The 15,455-nt window shown below is 60.6% G+C and carries 14 protein-coding genes; 11 read left to right on the plus strand and 3 right to left on the minus strand.

From position 1 onward, the window contains the following. Positions 1-2 precede the first annotated feature (2 nt). Entirely contained in the window at positions 3-407 is a 405-nt protein-coding gene (locus ABRP84_RS02960) for an Rv2175c family DNA-binding protein (protein ID WP_005278391.1), read from the plus strand. Here ABRP84_RS02960 and ABRP84_RS02965 read toward each other — a convergent pair. Genes ABRP84_RS02965 through ABRP84_RS02975 form a run of 3 tightly spaced genes read right to left on the minus strand, consistent with a single transcriptional unit; the run spans position 376 to position 3,593 of the window. Continuing rightward, a complete protein-coding gene (locus tag ABRP84_RS02965) occupies positions 376-1,899 on the minus strand; it encodes an alpha-(1->6)-mannopyranosyltransferase A (protein WP_349852668.1) in 1,524 nt (507 codons plus the stop codon). The two genes, ABRP84_RS02960 and ABRP84_RS02965, sit on opposite strands and share 32 nt — an antisense overlap. Before the next feature lie 8 nt (positions 1,900-1,907). Beyond that, entirely contained in the window at positions 1,908-2,987 is a 1,080-nt protein-coding gene (locus ABRP84_RS02970) for a polyprenyl synthetase family protein (protein ID WP_349852669.1), read from the minus strand. 51 nt (positions 2,988-3,038) lie between these two features. Next, complete coding sequence (locus ABRP84_RS02975; RefSeq protein ID WP_284630917.1) at positions 3,039-3,593, minus strand: GNAT family N-acetyltransferase; 555 nt, start codon at positions 3,591-3,593, stop codon at positions 3,039-3,041. Positions 3,594-3,827: 234 nt separating this feature from the next. On the opposite strand from ABRP84_RS02975, the gene ABRP84_RS02980 reads away from it, so the two are divergent. The 10 genes from ABRP84_RS02980 to murD all read left to right on the plus strand — a co-directional run bounded on the left by ABRP84_RS02980 (position 3,828) and on the right by murD (position 15,451). Further along, positions 3,828-4,271 carry an SAV_6107 family HEPN domain-containing protein gene (locus tag ABRP84_RS02980; RefSeq protein ID WP_349852670.1) on the plus strand — a complete coding sequence of 148 codons (444 nt, stop codon included), beginning with the start codon at positions 3,828-3,830 and terminating at the stop codon, positions 4,269-4,271. Positions 4,272-4,401: 130 nt separating this feature from the next. Continuing rightward, positions 4,402-4,803 carry a DUF3040 domain-containing protein gene (locus tag ABRP84_RS02985; protein ID WP_349852671.1) on the plus strand — a complete coding sequence of 134 codons (402 nt, stop codon included), beginning with the start codon at positions 4,402-4,404 and terminating at the stop codon, positions 4,801-4,803. A 440-nt stretch (positions 4,804-5,243) separates the two neighbouring features. Then, entirely contained in the window at positions 5,244-5,678 is a 435-nt protein-coding gene (mraZ, locus tag ABRP84_RS02990; protein ID WP_034654127.1) for a division/cell wall cluster transcriptional repressor MraZ, read from the plus strand. A 168-nt stretch (positions 5,679-5,846) separates the two neighbouring features. Beyond that, positions 5,847-6,887 (plus strand): 16S rRNA (cytosine(1402)-N(4))-methyltransferase RsmH, encoded by a 1,041-nt coding sequence (gene rsmH / locus ABRP84_RS02995; protein ID WP_349852672.1) that lies wholly within the window; start codon positions 5,847-5,849, stop codon positions 6,885-6,887. After that, positions 6,884-7,714, plus strand: coding sequence for a cell division protein FtsL (gene ftsL, locus ABRP84_RS03000; RefSeq protein WP_349852673.1), 831 nt, complete (start codon positions 6,884-6,886; stop codon positions 7,712-7,714). The genes rsmH and ftsL overlap by 4 nt, the downstream gene beginning before the upstream one ends. Before the next feature lie 211 nt (positions 7,715-7,925). Then, positions 7,926-9,794 carry a peptidoglycan D,D-transpeptidase FtsI family protein gene (locus tag ABRP84_RS03005; protein WP_349852786.1) on the plus strand — a complete coding sequence of 623 codons (1,869 nt, stop codon included), beginning with the start codon at positions 7,926-7,928 and terminating at the stop codon, positions 9,792-9,794. Between the two features lie 9 nt (positions 9,795-9,803). Further along, positions 9,804-11,339: a UDP-N-acetylmuramoyl-L-alanyl-D-glutamate--2,6-diaminopimelate ligase gene (locus ABRP84_RS03010; RefSeq protein ID WP_349852674.1), complete on the plus strand. Its 1,536-nt coding sequence runs from the start codon at positions 9,804-9,806 to the stop codon at positions 11,337-11,339. Positions 11,340-11,341: 2 nt separating this feature from the next. Then, positions 11,342-12,871, plus strand: a complete 1,530-nt coding sequence (locus ABRP84_RS03015) for a UDP-N-acetylmuramoyl-tripeptide--D-alanyl-D-alanine ligase (protein ID WP_349852675.1) — start codon at positions 11,342-11,344, stop codon at positions 12,869-12,871. 30 nt (positions 12,872-12,901) lie between these two features. Further along, on the plus strand, positions 12,902-14,014 hold the full coding sequence (mraY, locus tag ABRP84_RS03020; RefSeq protein ID WP_349852676.1) for a phospho-N-acetylmuramoyl-pentapeptide-transferase: 1,113 nt from the start codon (positions 12,902-12,904) through the stop codon (positions 14,012-14,014). A 39-nt stretch (positions 14,015-14,053) separates the two neighbouring features. Next, positions 14,054-15,451, plus strand: coding sequence for a UDP-N-acetylmuramoyl-L-alanine--D-glutamate ligase (murD, locus tag ABRP84_RS03025; protein WP_023023074.1), 1,398 nt, complete (start codon positions 14,054-14,056; stop codon positions 15,449-15,451). Positions 15,452-15,455 lie beyond the last annotated feature (4 nt).

The following is a 15,455-nucleotide window of genomic DNA, read 5'->3' on the forward strand; positions in this document are numbered from 1 at the left end:
GTATGGCCGATCCCCTAGGCCGCGTTAAAGTAGGTGGCGTGACTAATGCAGAAAATTCCCTGAATTCCTTATTGGCCGGCGAAGAGCTGCTCAGCATGCAGCAGGTGGCAGACAAGCTAGGTCTTCCCATCACGCGCGCCTATGACCTGCTCCAGGATCGCAAATTCATTGTCTGGGACTCGCCCGAAGGCAAGCGCGTGCCGCTGGCATTCTTCAACGACAAGGGGAGCATCGCCAAGCACGTCACGGGCGTTATCACCGTGCTTACCGATGGCGGCTATGACGACGAAGAGATCCTGCGCCACCTATTTACCGCAGATGACTCCCTGCCAGGCCGGCCCATCGATGCCCTGCATGGGCACCTGGCGCGCGAGGTTATTCGGCGGGCTCAGGCGTCTGCTTTTTAGCCCAGCGCTTGGGGAGCTGAGGGCCTTTTTGGCTCACGCCATCGAACATCCACTGCGTTGCGGACCAGGACAAAACGATGACGCCAATGACCCAGAACCAGTTATAGAGCTGGTGGTTGCCATCGCCGGAAAAGCTCAAGCTGATAAATAACGCTACACCAGAGGTAAACTTCAGCAGCCACAACGGCGGGCGGAAGGTGCCCATGAGCGTAAAGATGGAGGCGTAGTACCACGGCAGGGTCACCGAGTTAAAGACGAAGGCAACCTGGTAGGCCGCCGCGGTGCCCATAATCGCATCCCGAGTCGTATGCCGGCTCAGCCACCACACGATGACCAACCCGATAAGCATGCACACCATTGCGATCGTGCGCAGGACGCCCAAGATGGCGTTATAGGAGGCGTCCGGGTCAAAAATGTGGACCGCGGGGACGATGATGTCTGCGGCCAATGTTGGGCCAGCCAAGGGGTTAATCACCTTAGAGTTGCCGCTTACCTGGGATAGCCAGCCCCATGATGTGCCGGAGGCCCAGGTAATAAGCGCCACGGACGCGATGATTTCCACGGCAGCGATGAGCCCTGAGCAGACGAAGACCACCGCCGTGCGTACCGACGTAGAACCTTTAGGCGCGTAGCGGTGCAGCATCAGCCAGACGATGAAGGGGGCGGCAAAAATTGCGGTCGCCTTCATCGCCACCGCGGTGCCGACTAGCAAGAGCGCGGCGTGGAAGCGCTGGTGCAGCGCCGCCAAAAGCCCCAAGCACACCAAGCCGACCATGAGGGATTCATTGTGCATGCCGCCGATGAGGTGCAAGATGATGACCGGGTTGGCAACGCCGATCCACAGTGCGACTGCAGGATCCGCGCCGAGCTTTCGTGCGATACGCGGCACCGTCCAGGCAATGAGGACGAAACCTGAAAGCGAAAGCAACTTATAGATTATGATTCCGGCGGTGACGTTATCGCCCACGACGGTGGTGACGATCTTGCCAATCCACAGGTGCAGCGGACCGTACGGGGTGGTGGTATTGCGCCAGTCTTGGGACACCTCGAGCAGGAAGGGGCCGGGGTTGATGGCGGCACCCTCGGTATAAGGGTCGAACCCATCGCGGACCATGGCGCCCTGCATGAGGTAGGAATACACGTCCCGGGAAGCCATGGGGCCGGCGAAAAGCAATGGGGTGACCCAAGCGATAAGGATGCGTCGTAGCTCGCGCACCCCTCCCTCCGGGCGCGGGTCTTTAAGCTGCCGGCGAATAATCATGCGCCCGGCAAGGACCCAGGCGGCGGCGAGGAGGAAGATGCCCACCCAATACAGCACCAACCCGAGGTTGCGCCCGTGCCCGTACGATAAAAAGCCGATATTGAGTGCTTCGAGCACGCCGCCGCGATTGCGGGTCGAGCCGCCAGAAAAGGACGAGAAAAGAAGAACGCACGAGGCCACGAGGCCCAGCGGGAGCGCGCGGGGGACTGGCAAGGAGTAGGTTTTGGCCACGGTGATTCCTACTTTTGGCGCGTCGTTGCCTGAATGGCCAGGTGCTCTAGAGTTTCCGTGATCTGCGGATCCACGTTCGCCGCACGCAGATGAGCCAAGCCGGATTCCGTCAACGCGGTTATGCGGCGCTCAATCTCATCGGGGGCGCCAGAATCCGCAATGATTTGGGACAGGCGCAGCAGGTCTTGGGTATCGGAGGTGCGGCCAATGAAGTTCCGCAGGGTAGCGGCGGCGCTGGGGTCGCGTTCATCAGCGCGCTGTAGCGCTAGGGCGAGAAGCTCCGTGCGCTTGCCCTCTCGCAGATCGTCGCCGGCGGGCTTGCCCGTAATGGCAGGATCCCCAAAGACCCCCAGCTGATCATCGCGCAGCTGATAGGCGATGCCGATATCGTGCCCATAGCCGCGGAAAGCCGAGATTAATTCCTCGCTTGCCCCCGCGATGGCAGCGCCCAAATGCAGGGGCCGCTCGATGGTATATGCGGCGGTTTTATAGCGGTTGACGGAATTGCTCAGCGCCACCGATTCGGAACCGGCTGCCTCGAGGGAAATATCGAGCAATTGGCCGCCCAAAACCTCGGTGCGCATTCCCCGCCAGGGCTCGCGCGCACGCTGCAAAGCCTCTGGGCTGAGCCCGGAATCTTGGAACATATCCTCGGCATAGACAAGCGCAAAATCGCCCACCAAGATGGCCACGGACGTGCCAAAGAATTCCGGATCCCCTAAGAAATGGGATTCCCGGTGGAGGCGCTCTGCTTCCCGATGCACCGTTGGTTTCCCGCGCCGGGTATTCGACGCGTCAATAATGTCATCGTGGATAAGCGCGCAGGCTTGGATGAACTCCAGCGAGGATGCCGCGCGCAGCATCGCCTCAGGCGGTTCCGAACCTCGGCCTGCTGCGAGGTACCCCGCCCACGCATACATGGGGCGCACCCTTTTTCCGCCATCGAGGACGAATGATTCCAAAAAGCTCATGGCGGTACTGACCGGGGCGCCGATTTCTGCCACGTGATCCCGGCGCTGGTCCAAGAAGATGGCCAGTTTTTCGCGCACCGCGCCGGGGATATTCGCAAGCTCAGGAATACTCGTCATAGTCACACTTTCACACGATACCGCCTAGAGCCGAGAAGAAATAACGCAGGTTTATAGCGGCAGGCCCACTCCCAAAATGGCAAAGGGCCGGGGATCTGCCGGGTAGCGATGATGGCGCACGACATCAAAGAAGCCCACAGACCGATAGAGGCGAAAAGCCCCGTTGGCTTCCTGTGGTGCTTCCGGTGTTGATAATAAAGCATATTGGGCAGGGATATTCCACAGCAGCCCTTTTAGTAGCTGCCTGCCTAAACCGTGTCCTTGAAAGGAAGGCAGCACGTGTACTTCGGCCACCTCAAAGTAGCTGCGCAGCATGCCCCATTCGGGCTCCGTTGGCCCGCCATTGCGGCGCAGGGCGCGGCGCAGCTCGGAATCCCACCAAGTATCTGGTGAGCCCAAAAATCCATAGGCCACTCCCACGACGCCGTTGTCATGCGCAGCGATAAGCGCTGTAAACCCGGGCCGCATGGAATCCGCTCGCCAATTGTCCACGCTGCGCGAAAACGTGACCGGGTCATATCCCATGGCCTCGATGTAGATCTCCACGAGTTGGGGAGCCAGCACAGAGAACTCTTGCGGGGTTAAGCGGCGGATTTCGAAACTCACGGTATCTATCACACCAGATACGTGTGGCTACCGGCGGAAGAGGGTGGGGCGGGGTTATTCCATAGATCCCTCAAGGTTTTCGAATTTTGTTCGGTGTGTAGGCAGTTATGACTGGTAAAACTCTTGAGTAATTCGAACAGGTGAACTAGAATAGGGGGTAGATGTCCGGTTGGCTACTTAAAGTCAACGGCAATCGAACACGGTTAGTTATTAGCGCAGTACAGGAGAAAAACAATGGCACAAATTATTTCGGCAACGCAGTCCCGCTCTACCGGTCGCTTCGCTGGCAAGCAGGGCGCAAAGCGGGCCCACTTTCTTTTCCAGGCTCGCGAGTTATTAGATCAGGCGAGAAGCTACGCGGCGGATGGCCGCTTTGATCAGGCGTTGGAGGTGGCCTATCAGTCTGCATTGCGTACGGCTGGCGCACGGGTAGCGGTGTCGGTGGTTTCTCGCCGCCGGCGCCTGCCAACGAGCGCCTGGGACCGCTTGGCTCTGGTCGGGGCCGAGGAAAAGCAGTGGGCCGAGGCTTTTAAGTCCTACTCTCGTACCCGTGCCCGAGTTGCATCTGGCTTGGATGCAACTCCGGATGAGGAGTATGTCTACGGGCTAATGGAGCAGGCGGCGCAATTTTTAGATGAGAGTGAAACCGAGACGATTCTGGGATCCTTTGCGGCATAGCAGCAGCATAGCGGCGCCATAATCACTGTTGAGGGGAATAACTACCTTTTGGGGAACATACTGGTTACTCTGGACGTTAGTATTGGTAGAAGATATATCGGCCGAAGCCCAGTCCCTAGTTGGAGGAAAAGTGTCTCTTTCTGAGCAGGAGCAACGCACGCTCCGTGAAATAGAGGAATCGTTATTAGCGGACGATCCTAAATTTGGCGCTTCTGTGTCTGAATCTACCTCGATCGGCGGATCCGGCGGCGCAGTTACCCTACGTGGGGTCGCGCTCATCGTGGTTGGTCTGTGCATGCTTGTTGGCGGCGTGGCCTTGGCGCAGCAAAGCTTGTGGTTTATTGCGCTGTCCATCGCCGGGTTCCTCGTCATGTTCGCCGCTGGCGTGTGGATGCTCCGCGGTGACCAGCCCGCTAGCGCAGGAAAGAAAAAGTCCACCAATGGGAGGTCAAAGAAGGCAGCGTCGTCTCGTAACAATGGGGTAGGCAGCAAGCTGGAAGAAAACTTCCGTCGGCGCTTTGAGGAAAGCTAGCCGCGAACTCTTCATTTCCCCAGTCACCAAGAAGGGTGGCTGGGGATTTTTTACGCCTTACCAAAATTTCCCACTTTGCCCCACCTTCTGACCAAAACCGTGGCGCGGTGGGGGATTGTGGGTAGCAGAGGGTGGTAGCAGGACCAATATGCAGGCATTGCGCTGTAAGTGGCATATGAGGTGGGGCGATCTGGATGTTATAAGTGGGGCTAAAGGGGTGGATTTTCGAGGTTGTCAAGGTGGGGCGCGGGATTTCTCCCCACCGTAAAAACACCCTTTTAACTGCACATATTTTTTGATTTATTAAGAATATGGCGATTTAAGTGGGGCATGTGGGGGAAAGTGGGGTAGAGTGGGGCGCAGCGGAGGAATGGGGTTGAAAAACTCTCTTCTGACGTGAGGGAATCCGGAGTTGTCGAGTGAGGAAGGTGGACGCCGGGATGTTTCTCGGAACCTACACTCCGAAGCTTGATGACAAAGGGCGCTTAACGCTTCCTGCAAAATTTCGCGACGAGCTCGCCGGTGGCCTGATGGTTACCAAGGGGCAGGACCATTCTTTGGCCGTGTACCCGCGCGAAGAGTTCGCCGAACGCGCACGGAAGGCTGCGGCGGTTTCTCGAACCAACCCGGAAGCGCGCGCTTTCATTCGTAACTTGGCGGCAAGTGCGGACGAACAGCGGCCCGACGGGCATGGTCGCATCACCTTGTCCGCAGGCCACCGTGAGTACGCGGGCTTGTCCAAAGAGTGCGTGGTGGTTGGCTCAGTAGATTTCCTCGAAATTTGGGATGCAGCCGCGTGGGCTGAGTATCAATCGCAAACTGAAGATGCGTATTCGGCAGCAGATGCCGATGACGTACTTGCGGGCTTGCTGTAAAAGCCCGCATCTCGAGTGCGTGTAAGGACTCTGTCCGAGGCGGATGATTCTGGTGTACTTCCCCGATATCAGAAACCTGCCTCGGACAGGGCCCTATATGCACTCGTCGTGCTTTCCACGATAGGAAGTCCTGCACAGCGGAAATAAGAAAGGGGGACGCGGGGAGTAATGACTACAACTGACCTTAATTACGATGTGGCGGATAACCACGGCCATGTGCCGGTCATGCGCGAGCGCATGGCAGAGCTCCTGCGCCCCGGAGTGGAGGCTGCGGGCTCGCAGGCTGTGCTTGTCGATGCCACCCTGGGTGCCGGCGGCCACAGCGAGTACTTCCTCCAGACCTATCCGCAGGCGCGCGTTATCGGTGTGGACCGCGATGAGCAGGCATTGCGCAATGCTTCGGCCAGGCTAGAGCCCTTCGGCCCGCGTTTTTGCACGGTTAATGCTCGCTTCGATGAGCTCGGTACCGCCATTGCCCAGGGCGAGGGCGGCATCTTTGACACTGCCCGCACCCACGGTATTGCGGGAGCCCTCTTCGATTTGGGTGTTTCTTCCATGCAGCTGGATCAGGCCGAGCGCGGCTTTGCCTATAAGACGGACGCGCCGCTGGATATGCGGATGGATCCGAGCCACGGGCTTACCGCTGCTGACGTGCTCAATACGTATTCGCACGGGGATTTGGCGCGGATTCTCAAGACCTATGGTGACGAGCGCTTTGCGGGCAAGATTGCCTCCGCCGTGCTCAAGGAGCGAGAGAAGGAACCGTTTAGCACCTCGGGCCGCTTGGTTGAGCTTTTATACTCGACCATCCCGGCGGCAACACGCCGCACGGGCGGGCACCCGGCAAAGCGCACGTTCCAAGCGCTGCGGATAGAGGTAAACCGCGAGTTGGAAGCCATTGAAAATGTGCTTCCCGTAATCACCAGTGCGCTTTCCATTGGGGCGCGCGCGGTCTTTATGAGCTACCAGTCCTTAGAAGACCGCCTCGTAAAGGCAGCATTCAAGGAGCTATCTACGTCCACCACGCCTGCCGGTCTACCGATGGACCTGCCGGGCACAGCGCCGGAGTTCGCCACGGTTACCCGTGGGGCCGAAAAAGCATCTGCGGCGGAAGTAGAAGAAAATTCCCGCGCCGCGTCGGTGCGCGTGCGGGCTCTAGAACGGCTCGAAGGCACGCCAGAATTTTTACCCCCGGGAGGCAACAAATGAGCACCATCCCACGCCGAAACCAGCACTTGACGGACAGCCGCGACAGAGAGGCCACTCGCAGCATGGGCGCCAGCCGAGACTTCACCACCGGAATCGATACGGGAGCGCCTACCGCTGTGCGCGAGCGCACCGCCCCTAGAGCTACCGGGAAAACGGCGCGCCGGACGGCCCCTAGCCGTACCCGGGTTCCGCACCGCGGAGCGAACCGGCTTGGTTCGAAGCAGGTCGTCAGCTTCCGCGGCCGGCGGCTGCAGCAACAGACGAAGCAGAATAACGCATTTGCCCGCGTTGCCGTCTTGGCCGTTACCTTGCTCATTGGCGGGGTAGTGCTGGCCATGTGGCTATCTGGTTTGTCCACCTCGCAGACGTTTAAAATCCAGCAGCTGACGGTGCAGGAGTCGCAGTTGGATAACCAGATTGAATCGCTGAACCGGGACGCAGAAAACTTAAGCTCCTCGGCTGATATTGCCCGCCGCGCGGATGAATTGGGCATGGCCGTGCCGAAGCAACCCGGCGTGACTGAAGTAGGCGGGGATGGCGAGATCATCGCCAAGCGCGAAGGCACTCCGGATACGGAAAAGCTTATCGATGTCAACGGTGAACCCATCCGCCCGGGCCAAGCCTCGAGCGACCCGAAGGATACGGAGGGAATGTCTGATTCCCTCAACGCTGTGCCGCGCGGACAACAGCAACATGCCCGCGGTAATGATGCGGACGAGGATCGGGATGAGCACCGCGGCAGCGATAACGACGATAATCGCGATGACGCCAGCGATAATCGCCCCAACCTTCCCGCCCGCGCGCCGTACACCAGTCAGGCCGATTAAACGGACAGAATAAGTGGTGAAATTCTCTGTGCTCGCGCGTGGTAGCGCGGGCACTGCCCATCTTGTAGGGCACAATCGATACACGCAAGAACCTGTGGCGGCGAAGGGAAGGTGACTGAGCACCGTGACTGCACCGAATAATGGTGGCAACCGTGGATACCGTCCGCGGCCGCGCCGCGCAGCTAGCTCTGTTGTGCCCCAAAAAGCGATCATGCGCCAGCGCCTGCGCATTATTTTGACCTGTGTTGTCGTCGCCACCGTCGCTTTGGCCGGCCGCCTTGCTTGGGTGCAATTGGTCTGGGGCCCAGATCTTGCGGCAAAGGCCGTTACCCAGCGCGAACGCGTCTATATCGACCCGGCCCGCCGGGGAGAGATCCTGGACCGGGATGGCCAGCGTTTGGCCTATACGATGAAGTCTCGTTCCTTGACTGTCTCTCCCACGCGCCTGCGCGATGAGCTGAAAGAGCAGGCGGAAATGGAAGCCACGTCCGAGGGGAAACTCGAGGGCATGGATGACAGCAAAAAAGATGAGTACCTCACCAAACAAATGGAGGACAAACTCAAGGAGATGGCTGAGGGCATCCCGAAGATGATTGAGGATTCGGGTGCCTCTGCCTCCAAGGTCGATGCGAGCGATATTAAAAACAAGCTCAAGGCCGATACGCAGTACGAGGTCTTGGTCCGCAATGTGGACCCGGATGTTGCCGTAGAGATTTCCAATAAGTACCACGGCGTGGCGGCTGACCGGCAGGACATCCGCCAGTACCCGAATGGGGCGATTGCAGAAAACGTCGTGGGCAAGGTCTCGATGGACGGCCACGGACAATTTGGCTTTGAGGCCGCCCGCGATACCGAGCTGACCGGCATTGATGGGCAGTCAACGGAGGATGTCTCCGCCGATGGGCAGGTCATCCCCGGCACGCTGCGCGATGTTGTGGATGCCGTCGATGGTCGCGATGTCACCCTCACCCTGGATTTGGACCTGCAGACTTACGTCCAGCAAAAGCTGGAAAAGGCCAAGGCCAATTCCCAGGCGGAGGGTGCCGAGGCCGTTGTGCTTGATGCCGCGACGGGCCAGGTGCTCGCCATGGCTAATACCGATACGGTGGATCCGAATAAGAATATCGAAGACCAGCTTAAAGAGGGCAAGGATTTCGAGAACCGCAGCATCTCCCATCCCTATGAGCCGGGTTCCGTTGCCAAGATAGTGACGGCGGCAGCCGCATTGCAGGAGGGTATTACCACTCCGGATGAGGTGCACCAGGTTCCGGGCTCCATCGATATGGCTGGCGTGACCGTCAACGATGCCTGGACTCACGGCACCGAGCCGTATACCACCACCGGCATCTTTGGTAAGTCCTCCAACGTGGGCACCTTGATGATCGCGGATAAGCTTGGCCCCGAGAAATATGCCGAGTACCTGAAGAAGTTTGGCTTGGGCGCTAACACGGGCGTTGAGCTTCCGAATGAATCCGCCGGCACGGTGCCAGACCAAGAGCAATGGTCCGGCGGCACCTTTGCCAACTTGCCCATCGGCCAGGGCCAGGCGTGGACGACGCTGCAGATGGCTAGCGTGTATCAAGCATTAGCCAACGGCGGCGAGCGTATCGAACCGCGCATCATCGACGAGATCAAAGACCCCGATGGCGAGACGGAAAAGCTGCTCGAGCCTAAGAAGACCCAGGTAGTGGACAAGGAAACCGCCAAGACTGCGGTGGATATGTTCCGCGCCGTCTTCCAAGATGACGATGCCGGGGTGCAAAACGGTACGGCCGCCAACGCCCAATTGGATGGCTACCAGCTCTCCGGTAAGACCGGTACCGCGCAGAAGGTGGACCCGAATTCCGGGGCGTATTCTAATTCTGCCTACTGGATCACGTTTGCGGGCATTGCGCCTGCCGATGACCCACGATTCGTCGTCGCGGTCATGCTCGATGAGCCCAAGTCCGGCGTGGAAGACAATGGCGGCGGCGGCCAGTCTGCGGCCCCAATCTTCCGGGATATCTCTTCCTGGCTGCTTAACCGCGATAATATTCCTACCTCGACACCAGCGCCGCGGATGACCCTGCGGGAACAATAGGAGCTTGAAATGTCTGTTTCCTTAGAAAAACTTGCGCAGCTTTCGCACGGACGCGTCATCGGTGATGGCACTGTTGAGGTCAGCGCGTGCGGCTTGGATTCCGCGAGCCTTCCCGAAGGCGCATTATTTGCCGCCCTTCCGGGCACGCGCGTGCACGGCGCCCAGTTCGTCGGCGATACCAAGGCGGGCGCGGTGCTTACCGATGCCCCCGGGCTCGATCACCTTCGCCAGGCTAACGAAACCCGGCCGATCATCGTGGTAGACGATATCCGCGCAGTCTTAGGTCCGATTGCAGCAGAAATCTACGGACACCCCACCCGTGATCTCACGGTCTTGGGTATTACCGGCACCTCCGGCAAGACCACGACTAGTTACTTGCTGGAGGCTGGCCTCTTGCAGGCCGGGCACTCCGTCGGCCTTATCGGAACCACCGGCACCCGCATCAATCGCACGCCGGTGCCCACCTCTTTGACCACGCCGGAAGCCCCACGGCTGCAAGAGCTTTTCGCCCGCATGAAGGACGAGGGCGTGACCCACGTGGTCATGGAGGTCTCCTCCCATGCTTTGGAGCTCGGCCGCGTGCGTGGAACCAACTTTGCTGTGGCTGGGTTCAGCAACCTCAGCCAAGACCACTTGGATTTCCATCCCACGATGGAGGAGTACTTTTCGGCCAAGTCCCGGCTATTCCTAGGGGAGCAGGCCGCCCAGCGCGCGGTCATCTGTGTTGATGATGAGTGGGGCGAGCGCCTCCGCGGAAAGATAGAAGACGCCGGTTCTCCGGTTACGACGGTGGCAACGCGTACAGGCGATGCCACGATCTCCGCCCGGCAGACGGCTACCGAGGCGACCGGTGCACAGGAGGTTGACCTCAACCTAGACGGCACCGACTATTCCTTCCGGCTGCCGCTGCCCGGCGAATTCAATATCGCCAATGCCGCGCTCGCCCTAGGGATGGCTACTGCGGTGGGCGAAGACCCGCAGGTCTTTTTGACCGGCGTGGAAAACGTCGCCGTTCCGGGGCGCATGGAAAGGATCGACCGCGGTCAGGACTTCGTGGCCGTGGTGGATTATGCCCACAAGCCCGCGGCCATCGCGGCGGTGCTCGATACCCTGCGCCTGCAATTGGAGGGCACTACCGGTCGCGTCGGCGTCGTCGTGGGCGCCGGCGGTGACCGCGATAGCACCAAGCGCCCGATTATGGGAGAGGCTGCGGCCACCCGGGCGGATCTTACGGTGGTGACCGATGATAACCCGCGCACCGAGGACCCAGCCGCAATCCGCGCGGCGGTCATTGAAGGCGCTCGCCAGGCCGCACCGGACGCCGATATTCGGGAGCAGGGCTCGCGCGCACGCGCCATCGATGAAGTGGTGGATTGGGCGGAGCCGGGCGATGCCATCATCGTCGTCGGCAAGGGCCATGAGGTAGGCCAGCTCGTCGGCGAGCGCACGCTGTACTTTGATGACCGAGAGGAAATGGCGCGCGCCATTGAGGAAAAGCTGGCAGGAACGACGCATCGCGATACTCTTAGGGATACGAAGGAGTAGTAATGATTCCACTTTCTATTGGAGATATCGCCGCGATAACCGGCGGTAGCCTGGATGGCGTTGATGATCCCGATGAACGCGTGACCGGCTTCGTGGAGTTTGATTCGCGCAAGGTCACCACCGGCAGCTTGTTTGTAGCCCTGCCCGGTGCCCGCGTCGATGGCCATGATTTTGCAGAAAAAGCCATAGAGCAAGGCGCCGTGGCCGTGCTGGCCGCTCGGCCGGTGGGGGTACCGGCGATCATCGTCAAGCCCCAAGGCCGCGTGACCGGTAACGCCGCCAATGCCGATATTTATGCCAACGATGAGGATGGCTCCGCCGCCGCTGTGATTGGGGCATTATCCGATCTCGCGCGGGAGGTGACCTCCCGCCTCGCCGCGGAACAGGGCCTGGATATCGTCGGCGTTACCGGCTCTGCGGGCAAGACCTCTACCAAGGATTTGCTGGCCACCATCTTCCGCGCCGAGGGCGAAACCGTCGCCCCGCCCGGCTCCTTCAATAACGAGGTGGGCCTTCCCTATACCGCCCTGCGCTGCGATGAGCATACGCGCTTCCTCGTGGCGGAGATGTCCGCACGCGGGATTGGCCATATTCGCCACTTGACCGAAATTACGGCCCCTACGGTGGGCGTGGTGCTCAACGTAGGCACCGCCCACCTGGGTGAGTTTGGCTCGCGCGAAAATATCGCTCAAGCTAAGGGCGAGCTCATTGAGGCCCTGCCCTCCGCAGCAGACGGCGGGGTAGCGGTGCTGAATGCGGACGATCCCTTCGTGGCTTCTATGGCGCCGCGCACGCAGGCCAAGGTGGTATTTTATTCCGCCAATCGCCCGCAAGCCGCGGATGCGCAGTACTACGCAACAGACATCGAGCTTGACGATGTCGCCCGCCCGTCCTTTACCTTCCACGCCCCCGACGTCGCGCCGATGGAGATCAAACTGCAGGTCTTTGGCAAGCACCAGGTCTCCAACGCCTTGGCCGCGGCCGCAGCGGCCATCGAATCGGGCGTGGAACCTGCGCTCGTCGCCCGAGCGCTGAGTGGCCACCAGACGAGCTCGGCGCACCGCATGGACGTGCGCACCCGCCACGATGGCGTCACCGTCATCGATGATTCCTATAATGCCAACCCGGATTCGATGCACGCGGCGATTGCCGCCTTGGCCTATACCTCCGCGGCCCGGCCCGATGCCCGCTCCATCGCGGTGCTCGGTGAGATGGGCGAGCTTGGCGGCGAGGCCGTCGAAGCCCACCGCATCCTAGGATCAGTGCTCTCGAAGTACCACGTGGATCATCTCGTCGCGGTAGGAGAAGGTGCCCATACCGTCGCCATGGTGGATGCCGCGCACGCGCACGGCATCCAGACTGAACTTTGCCCCGATATCGAGGCCGCGACCGCGGCCGTGGAAAATATCTTGCGGGTAGCCCCTGCTGGGGTGGAGGACTGGTCCGCGCGCGCGGCCAAGGACGTCGTCCTCGTGAAATCCTCGAATGCCCAGCGCCTGTGGCGCGTGGCAGAACAGCTCAATCGCCGTTAGTCCCTATCTCAAGGAGAAAGATCTCTAGCAATGACTCAGATCATTATCGCGGGCGTCGTTAGTTTCCTCGTCGCGATTTTTACCACCCCAGTTTTGGTTCGGTATTTTTCTGGCGTCGGAAAAGGCCAAGAAATCCGCGAAGACGGCCCGCAGCTCCACCTGCGCAAGCGGGGCACCCCGACGATGGGCGGACTGGCGATCCTGCTGGCCATCACCGTGGCCTACCTCATCGTGGGAATCTATGCCCGCGCGACAGGCAACGGTGGATTTAGCCCCTCTGGGCTATTGGTCTACTTCTTGACCATGGGACTCGGCGGACTAGGTTTTGCCGATGACTTCATCAAGCTGTTTAAAAAGCGCAACCTCGGTCTTAATAAAACAGCCAAGCTGGTAGGCCAACTGGCCATCGCGCTCATCTTCGGCATCCTCGCCCTACAATTCCCGGATGCCAATGGGCTGACCCCCGCCTCGACTAACCTGTCCTTCGTCCGCGATTTCGACACCTTCGATATCGCCGTCGGCGGCGCCGTTATTGGCACGATCATCTTCTTGGTCTTTTTGTACCTGCTCATCGCCGCGTGGTCGAATGCGGTCAACCTGACCGATGGCCTCGACGGTCTGGCGGCAGGTACCACGGCCATGGTGATGGGCGCCTATACGCTTATTAGCTTCTGGCAGTTCCGCAACTCGTGCTCGATTGCCCCGGCCGCCGGCTGCTACGAGGTCCGCGATCCCTTGGATCTTGCGGTTCTCGCCGCCGCGGGCCTGGGCGGCTGCCTCGGCTTCCTGTGGTGGAATGCCGCACCGGCGAAGATCTTCATGGGCGATACCGGTTCGCTCGCGCTCGGTGGCCTCGTCGCCGGCCTGTCTGTGACCACCCGCACCGAGCTGCTGATGATCGTCATCGGCGCCATCTTTGTTATCGAGACGGTCTCCGTAGTCATCCAGATCGTGGTCTTCCGCACGACGGGCAAGCGCTTTTTCCGCATGGCTCCCATTCACCACCACTTTGAAAACGGCGGCTGGGCCGAAACCGCGGTTGTCACCCGTTTCTGGCTGCTTAGCGCGATGGCCGCAATGGCGGGCATCTGCATCTTCTACGGCGATTGGCTCTCTGCAGTGAGCTTTGGAAACCTGCAATAAATCTTTGGCACTAGATATTTAAGGATTGAGGCACTCATCATGGCTGAGCTACCACCTTTTCTGCGCGGGCGCGTCCTTGTAGCAGGAGCCGGCGTTTCTGGCCGCGGGTGCGTGGCGATGCTCGCGCGCCTCGGCGTAGACACCACCGTCGCCGATTCCAACGCAGCGGCCCTATCGACCTTGGAGGAAGAGTTCGGCGTAGTGACGGTATCAACCGACGCTCCAGCACCGGGTGAGTATGACCTGGTGGTGACCTCGCCGGGGTGGCGGCCCGATTCCGCCCTCTTAGACTCCTTCCAGGCCGCCGGCGTGGAGGTCATTGGCGATGTCGAGTTGGCCTACCGCCTCGACCACGCCGAGGTTTTCGGCCCGAAGCGCACCTGGCTTGTCGTCACTGGCACGAATGGAAAGACCACCACCACGGGGATGCTGACCAAGATTATGCAGGCCGATACCGCCCGCAGCGGGCTGCGCGCCCAAGCCGTGGGCAATATTGGGGTCTCCCTTTTTGATGCCCTGACCGCCACCCCGCGGGTTGACGTGCTGTGCGCCGAGCTTTCGTCCTTCCAATTGCACTGGTCCAGCGAGCTACGCCCCGATGTTGGTGTCTTACTCAACGTGGCCGAAGACCACCTGGATTGGCACGGTTCCTTCGAGGCTTATGCCTGTGCCAAGGCCAAGGCCCTGCACGGCACCCGCGCCGTGGTGGGCAAGGACGATGCCGCGGCGGGCCGCTACGCCAAAGGAATCGACGGCGTATACGGCTTTACCGCCGGCGAACCGGCCGCAGGCGAGGTAGGGGTGAGCGCCGGGCGCTTGGTCTCCAGGCTGGACGGCGAGGACGCCATTGATCTCGCCTCCGCCGAGGGAATCGAGCCGGCCGGCCTTGCGGGAGTCCTCGACGCGGCGGCGGCCGCGAGCGTGGCGCGGTTGGCGGGCGCCAGCTCCGCCGCCATACAGGAAGGCCTGGCCGCCTATGCGGTGGCCGGCCACCGCGGCGCCGTGGTGCACGAGCACGACGGGATTTCTTATATCGATAATTCCAAGGCCACCAACCCACACGCGGCCGATGCCGCCCTAGAGGGATTCGACTCCGTTGTCTGGGTCGCCGGCGGGCAGCTCAAGGGCGCGGACGTGGATGAGCTCATCGCCACCCACGCCGCACGGTTGAAGGCGGCGGTACTGGTGGGCATCGATAAGAGCATCATCGCGGAAGCACTGGCGCGCCGCGCCCCGCAAACCCCGGTTGAGCTCATCGAGGACACCGACCCACAGGCGGCGATGAACGCGGCCGTGCGGACCGCCGCGCAACACGCCGAGGCCGGCGATACCGTCCTCTTGGCGCCGGCTGCGGCATCGTTGGATATGTACACCGGAATGGCCCAACGCGGCGACGTTTTTGCCGCAGCGGCGCGGAATATCGCCCGCGCTGATTAGACCT

The organism is Corynebacterium sp. KPL2861 (assembly GCF_040225475.1).
GTDB lineage: Bacteria > Actinomycetota > Actinomycetes > Mycobacteriales > Mycobacteriaceae > Corynebacterium.

Excerpts from the sequence above, each read along its gene's own strand:
- ABRP84_RS02960 (WP_005278391.1), top strand. The coding sequence starts at position 3 with ATGGCCGATCCCCTAGGCCGCGTTAAAGTAGGTGGCGTGACTAATGCA.
- ABRP84_RS02970 (WP_349852669.1), bottom strand. The coding sequence starts at position 2,987 with ATGACGAGTATTCCTGAGCTTGCGAATATCCCCGGCGCGGTGCGCGAA.
- ABRP84_RS02980 (WP_349852670.1), top strand. The coding sequence starts at position 3,828 with ATGGCACAAATTATTTCGGCAACGCAGTCCCGCTCTACCGGTCGCTTC.
- mraZ (WP_034654127.1), top strand. The coding sequence starts at position 5,244 with ATGTTTCTCGGAACCTACACTCCGAAGCTTGATGACAAAGGGCGCTTA.
- rsmH (WP_349852672.1), top strand. The coding sequence starts at position 5,847 with ATGACTACAACTGACCTTAATTACGATGTGGCGGATAACCACGGCCAT.
- ftsL (WP_349852673.1), top strand. The coding sequence starts at position 6,884 with ATGAGCACCATCCCACGCCGAAACCAGCACTTGACGGACAGCCGCGAC.
- ABRP84_RS03005 (WP_349852786.1), top strand. The coding sequence starts at position 7,926 with ATGCGCCAGCGCCTGCGCATTATTTTGACCTGTGTTGTCGTCGCCACC.
- ABRP84_RS03010 (WP_349852674.1), top strand. The coding sequence starts at position 9,804 with ATGTCTGTTTCCTTAGAAAAACTTGCGCAGCTTTCGCACGGACGCGTC.
- ABRP84_RS03015 (WP_349852675.1), top strand. The coding sequence starts at position 11,342 with ATGATTCCACTTTCTATTGGAGATATCGCCGCGATAACCGGCGGTAGC.
- mraY (WP_349852676.1), top strand. The coding sequence starts at position 12,902 with ATGACTCAGATCATTATCGCGGGCGTCGTTAGTTTCCTCGTCGCGATT.
- murD (WP_023023074.1), top strand. The coding sequence starts at position 14,054 with ATGGCTGAGCTACCACCTTTTCTGCGCGGGCGCGTCCTTGTAGCAGGA.